At 39.4% G+C, this 4481-nt stretch carries 5 protein-coding genes; 4 read left to right on the top strand and 1 reads right to left on the bottom strand.

All coding sequences use genetic code 11. From position 1 onward, the window contains the following. Positions 1-135 precede the first annotated feature (135 nt). Positions 136-1188: an IS91 family transposase gene (locus H592_RS0113050; protein ID WP_028869156.1), complete on the top strand. Its 1053-nt coding sequence runs from the start codon at positions 136-138 to the stop codon at positions 1186-1188. A gap of 302 nt (positions 1189-1490) precedes the next feature. Here H592_RS0113050 and H592_RS0113055 read toward each other — a convergent pair whose 3' ends face one another. Then, complete coding sequence (locus H592_RS0113055) at positions 1491-2066, bottom strand: hypothetical protein (RefSeq protein ID WP_028869157.1); 576 nt, start codon at positions 2064-2066, stop codon at positions 1491-1493. 207 nt (positions 2067-2273) lie between these two features. On the opposite strand from H592_RS0113055, the gene H592_RS24655 reads away from it, so the two are divergent. Genes H592_RS24655 through H592_RS0113065 form a run of 3 tightly spaced genes read left to right on the top strand, consistent with a single transcriptional unit; the run spans position 2274 to position 4206 of the window. Then, positions 2274-2579, top strand: coding sequence for a site-specific integrase (locus H592_RS24655; RefSeq protein WP_245600339.1), 306 nt, complete (start codon positions 2274-2276; stop codon positions 2577-2579). A gap of 41 nt (positions 2580-2620) precedes the next feature. Beyond that, entirely contained in the window at positions 2621-3160 is a 540-nt protein-coding gene (locus H592_RS24660; protein WP_245600338.1) for a tyrosine-type recombinase/integrase, read from the top strand. Further along, on the top strand, positions 3157-4206 hold the full coding sequence (locus H592_RS0113065; RefSeq protein WP_028866992.1) for an IS91 family transposase: 1050 nt from the start codon (positions 3157-3159) through the stop codon (positions 4204-4206). The genes H592_RS24660 and H592_RS0113065 overlap by 4 nt, the downstream gene beginning before the upstream one ends. The last annotated feature ends 275 nt before the right edge of the window (positions 4207-4481 follow it).

Consider the following 4481-nt stretch of genomic DNA (forward strand, 5'->3'; position numbering starts at 1 on the left):
ATTTTTTGATGATTATTTGGCTGTAAAAGTTTATGGATGTCTACTACTTTTTTAACTTACCCCACTCAAACAAAAGGATAACGTCACCGCACTGAATCAGTTAACTGACAGGTTATCAATTCAATGGGAGGTCTCATGAGCCAATTTATTGCACTACTTGGTCACTATCAAACACAACTGGAACAACAATATGGTAGATTGTTGAATCAAGATATTCGCCGTGCCATCATTGACATGTTGCATTGTAAGCAGGATGAGTCTCGTTATAGCCAATGGCATTGTGGACATTGCCTGCATGACCAACAACACCTTGCATCCTGTGGGAACAGAAGTTGCCCACAATGTTTGCATAAAACCACATCAAATTGGTTAGCCAAACAAACCGATAAGTTATTACCCGTACACTATTTTATGGTGACCTTTACCCTACCCTATCAGTTCAGAGTACTTGCTCAAAAACATCCCAAAGCCCTCTATCAATTGATGTTTAAAGTCACATCGAATTTACTAAAAGACTTTGCATCACGAGAGGATAAAGGCAACTTAGGCTTTACCAGTGTGCTGCATACTCACAATCGCAAAAGAGAACTACATCCTCATCTACACATTGTTATTCCTTGTGGTCGCTACGATGCGGGCAAGAAGCAATGGCATAAAGGGGATAAACGCTACCTGTTTAATGCTTTCTCGTTAGCTAAGGTTTGGCGAGGCAGAATGATGGAGGCAATCAATCATCACCCTCAGTTAGCACTACCAACCAACATTCCCAATAAATGGGTGGTTGATTGTCGTAAGGTAGGATTCGGCTTGTCGTCATTTCAATATTTATCACGGTATCTGTATCGAGGCGTGTTACCCGACAAAGATATTATTCACATAACCGATGAAGAGGTCACGTTTAGATATAAAGAAGGTGGTACCCATCTGATGAAGACACGCACTTTACCCGTACTTAAGTTCTTATGGTTGATACTGCAACATGTGTTACCTAAAGGATTACAGCGGGTAAGAAATTATGGATTTTTAAGGGGAAATGCGAAGCGATTACGATTACAGATTCTGTTATTGCTTGACGTGAATGTCGTGGCAGTGTCAACACCACCAAATGTGCTGAAACGTTTAAATTGTATTTGTCCCTGTTGTCAGCACATCATGCAATTTATGGGCATGGGACGACTGAGTCATTAATGCCTCTTTACGCTTGAGCTTCATAAGTTCATCGGCAGGCAGAAAAATAGAGTAGTCTAAGTAATAAAAGGAGGTTGATTAGCATTCAACATAAAAATATAAGGTACTGATATAATTGAGCTATCGATTGTATCTTAGCGAGACTTACCCTCAGAAAACTGAATCATCGACATTCCTTTAGTATAAAAACCGCTATTTACTATAATAAGTAAACCAACCTCAAACGGGCTTGTCCAACACCCGAATAAGGTGTCGGCTGCGCGACACCTATTCTTGTTTGTTAAGCGTATTTTTCGAGAATATTATTCGTCATAAAAGAATAAATCATACTCTCCATTCAGAAATGAGACATCTACATTAAAAGAGTCACCAAACATCTTAAATAAGCATATGACTGCATTCTGATAGCTTTCCATAAATTCTTTTGAAAAGTCACGCTGAAACTTTGGAGCAAAACTAAAACCAATATATGTAATCGAGTCTTTATAATGAACGAGGTAATCTCTTAAATTAAATAGCTCAACTAAATTATCTCTCCAAGATAGAGCTCCATATTCAATTTGAACAGTTTTACAAAGATGCTTAATTTTACTAACAGTGCCTCGAAAATTACGTTCATCAATTTCAGCTGTATCAGGGCAATTTTGCCAAACTAAATTTATAAAAGCTTCTGTAGCAATAGCCCAACCTAAAACAGCTTGAATACATTGTGAAATTGTATCTTCATCATCAAACTCTGGAGCGAGTAATGTCAAAGTAGCTCCTGTTTCAGGAACAGAATCAGAAACTTCAACAAACTTAGTAGACGCCTCTTCCCAATACTCATTTGCATTTTTTAAAAGAAGTTGCTCTACATTTAAACGGTAACCATATGTCACAACACACTCCTATACGCTTAACGCACGCTTAAGCGAACAAAAACAGCTGGCTAAACTTGTTGAGGAACGAAACAAAGCCAGCTGTTTTTGTTCCGGTTTGAAGCGCTTGTTGAACGAAGCCGCTGTGCGGCAGAAAAACAAAATACCAATAACGTTCATACTTATATCTATATCACTTTTCGGTGATATCTAATAGGAGTATAAGCCATGAACACTTCAGAGCAACAACACTTTAACCTTTTATATCAACAGCATTTGACCAACCTAACACTGCAAGGCATGAGACCTGCCACGATTGATGCCTACTCTCGTGCAGTACGTAGAATAACTACCTTTTTTGACCGCACACCTGACACATTAACCAAAGCAGATTTAAAGTGTTACTTTGCACAACTCATTCAAACTCACTCATGGAGTACCATTAAATTAGACCGAAATGGATTACAGTTTTTTATAAACATACTCTCGATAGACAGTGGGAATGGCTCAATATTGTCAAACCACCACAAGTAAAACGCATTCCAGACATTCTCACGCCACAACAAATTGGATTGATGATTAGCCACACTCGTGCGTTACGTTATCAGGTGTTTTTTCTTGTTTTGTACAGCATGGGATTACGCTTAAGTGAAGCCCTTGATTTGACGGTGAACGACATTGATAGCCATACCATGCAAGTGCATATTCGCGAAGGTAAAGGAGGCAAAGACCGTTTACTCCCTTTACCCAAACGAACACTTTCTGCATTACGTTGCTATTGGTCAACGCATCGTCATACGCAGTTGTTATTTCCAAGTATTGGTAAAAATACACAAGTGCCGATGGATAAAGGCAGTGTGCAGAAAGCGTTGAAAAAAGTAATGACTGAATTGGGTATTAATAAATCTATCAGTCCACATTCATTACGACATTGCTTTGCAACTCATCTCTTAGAGCAAGGTATTGACCTACGCTCTCTGCAAATACTATTGGGACATCACAGCCTGAATACGACAGCGAAATACACTCAACTTACCCCACTCAAACAAAAAGATAATGTCACCGCCTTGAACCAATTAACCAACAGGTTATCAATTCAATGGGAGGCATCATGAGCCAATTTATTGCACTACTTGAGCGCTATCAAGCAAAACTGGAGCAACAATATGGTGGATTGTTGAATCAAGATATTCGTCGCGCTATCACTGATATGCTGCACTGTAAAAACGATGTAAATCGAACGACCCAATGGCATTGTGGCCATTGTCAGCATGACCAACAACTCCCAGCATCCTGTGGGAATAGAAGTTGTCCACAATGTTTGCATCAAACCACTTCAAATTGGTTAGCTAAACAGACCGATAAACTATTACCCGTGCACTATTTTATGGTCACCTTTACGCTACCTTATCAATTGAGAGTACTGGTTCGTCAACACCCCAAAGCACTGTATCAATTGATGTTACAAGTGACGGCGGGCATATTAAAAGACTTTGCCAAGCGAGAGAATAAAGGCAGTTTAGGATTTACTAGTGTATTGCACACACATAATCGTCGCCGAGAATGTCACCCTCATGTGCATATTATTGTGCCCTGCGGACGATATAATGCTGTGAAAAAACAGTGGTGTAAAAGTGATAAGCAATATCTGTTTAATGAATTTGCACTCGCTAAAGTATGGCGAGCAAGAGTCATTGATGCGATTAACCAGAGCGCGAAGTTAACCATGCCCACTGACACGCCTAAAAAATGGATGGTAGATTGCCGTAAGGTCGGATTTGGTGCTTCTGCTTTTAAATACTTATCACGCTATCTGTATCGTGGCGTGTTACCCGATAAAGACATTATTAATCTATCCGAAGAAATGGTCACATTTAAGTATAAAGAAAGCAGCACTAATATGACTAAAGAACGTACTTTACCTGTGCTCGAATTCTTGTGGTTAATCTTACAACACGTGTTACCAAAAGGTCTGCAACGGGTGAGAGATTACGGGTTTTTAAGAGGCAATGCCAAACAATTGCGACTACAAATATTGCTGATATTGGGGAGCGATATAAGCACAATGGCGACACCAGTAAAACGCAAGCGTGCTGTCTGTATTTGCCCATGCTGTCACCATGAAATGCATTTTATGGGCTTAAGTCGACTGAGAAACTAATGCGTGAAAACGTACGGTCTTAAACAGATAATTGACACAAATGAAAGATTAACAAGCCAGAGAGGTGATATAGCATCCAACATATAAAATATAACATACTGATATAATTGAGGTATCAATTGTATATTAGTGAGACTCGCCTTAAAGAAAGTTGAATTATTGAGCCAGCCCAAAACCCATTCCACTATTTACTATATAAAGCAAAGAGTCTCATTCGGGCTTGTCCAACACCCAGATAAGGTGTCGGCTGCGCGACACCTATCCTTGTTTGTTAT

Origin of the sequence: Psychromonas arctica DSM 14288 (genome assembly GCF_000482725.1) — a bacterium.
Classification (GTDB): Bacteria; Pseudomonadota; Gammaproteobacteria; order Enterobacterales; family Psychromonadaceae; genus Psychromonas; species Psychromonas arctica.